We start from the raw sequence: 1,567 nt of genomic DNA, 5'->3' as shown, positions 1-1,567 counted from the left end.
GTGAGTCATGAGTGGGTCTCTTCTGGCAGGTGGGTGGTGTAGGAACTTCCATCCTGCGGGGCGGGGCCCACTCGTCTCATCTCAGCCGGCGCCTCGTGGCAAGAACCTCATGACCCACAACACCTAGAGTGGGTCATGCCCCATTGAGACGGTGCACAGTGCGAATCACGAGCCGGGATACATGCCTGAGGGGATGCGGGCCCCGGACGCGGTTCCGAGAAGGACGATGGCCATCCGGCCATCGTCCTTTCTCGTTGTCGGGCGTGCTCAGGCCGGCTCGGCGGGCGACGGCTCCGGGGTGACCGTGCGGACGAGGGGACGGGCCGCCGTCCGGCCCAGGGCCATGAGCACGGCGGCCGGGAAGCCGATCACCGGGATGAGCATCGGCAGGATGCCCGCCGCGCCCTGCGTGAGCACCACCAGGCCGTAGAGCATGCCGATCAGCGCGTACGCCAGCACGTGGACCCACTGGTTGAGCACGTGCCGGAACGCCCAGTTCACGAGCAGGCACAGCGGCAGCCCCACCACCAGCCCGGCGACCCCGACCACCGTCAGCAGCGGTGTCAAGCTGCCGAAGGCCTGCAGGCCCGGGACCACGGCCAGGACCGCCACCACGGCGGCCATCACGAGGTTGGGCAGCAGCCAGGCCACGAGGAACCCGTTCAGTCCCATGCGCAGCTGCGGGCGGGGGCCGGAACGGGCCGCGCGGCGACGGGCACGGGCGGCGGACGCGACCGGGGCGGGGGTGGTCATGGCGGGAACTCTCCGGGAGGGGGATCGACGACGTCGGGCGGGTCCCCACTGTAGTGGGCCGGGCTGGACGGGCCCCGGGAGAGTTCCCGGTCAGACGCGCCGGTCGCCGTCCACGTGGAAGGTCAGGTCCTCGACGCCGGGGAAGGACTCGATCTCCTGGAACGCGTCCCAGGCGTCGCTGTCCGCCTCGGCGTCCGCGGGCAGGGTCACCGTCAGGGCGCCGATCTCCCCGTCGATCACCTGCAGGCGCAGCTCGAGCTCGTGCCCTCCCGCGGAGCCGGAGGCGAAGCGGCCGCGGACAGGCCAGACGCAGTCGTTCGGCACCGCGCGCCGGATGTCATCGTCGGTCTCGACGACGAGCGGCACCCAGTCCGGGACCTCGCCGGCTTCACGGATGGCCTCGGCCACCGAGGTGACGGTGCGCGCGTGCGGCAGCTGGGAGCGCAGCGCCTCAGCCCCGGGCAGGTCCCGGCCCTCGGCCAGCGCCGGGTCGAGCAGGGTCTCGAGCAGCACGCACACCTCCACCGGCAGCTCGGCGGTGGCCTCGGGCTCGACCTCGTCGACCGCGTCCTCGTCCAGGCCGGCGGGGCCGGTGACGGCGAGTTCGACGGCGTCGCGGCGGGTCCGGCGGGCGTCCTCGTTGGCCAGCAGCATCGCCAGGGAGGCCGCTGCGGCCAGCGCGACGCGCGGGGCGGGGACGCCGACCCGCTGGAGCCCGCGCACCACGGCGCCGTCGATCCGGTCGTTCAGGCCGGTGGCACGCAGCGCGACCGCCGCGACCGCGCCGCCGACGGCCAGTCCGCCGAGCCCGCGA

At 73.5% G+C, this 1,567-nt stretch carries 2 protein-coding genes; both read right to left on the bottom strand.

Annotated elements, in window-relative coordinates:
* Positions 1 to 267: 267 nt before the first annotated feature.
* Entirely contained in the window at positions 268 to 753 is a 486-nt protein-coding gene (locus D8M29_RS11890; RefSeq protein WP_002856696.1) for a hypothetical protein, read from the bottom strand.
* A 90-nt stretch (positions 754 to 843) separates the two neighbouring features.
* Positions 844 to 1,567, bottom strand: a 724-nt coding sequence (locus tag D8M29_RS11885) for a hypothetical protein (protein ID WP_127446010.1), incomplete at its 5' end; no start/stop codon positions are given.

It is taken from the genome of Micrococcus sp. HSID17227, from assembly GCF_003989405.1.
In the GTDB taxonomy this organism is placed as follows: domain Bacteria; phylum Actinomycetota; class Actinomycetes; order Actinomycetales; family Micrococcaceae; genus Micrococcus; species Micrococcus luteus.
This window is presented reverse-complemented; position numbering and strand designations above follow the sequence as displayed.

Bases quoted from the DNA above. Each gene is read 5' to 3' on its own strand.
- D8M29_RS11890 (WP_002856696.1), bottom strand. From the start codon at position 753: ATGACCACCCCCGCCCCGGTCGCGTCCGCCGCCCGTGCCCGTCGCCGC.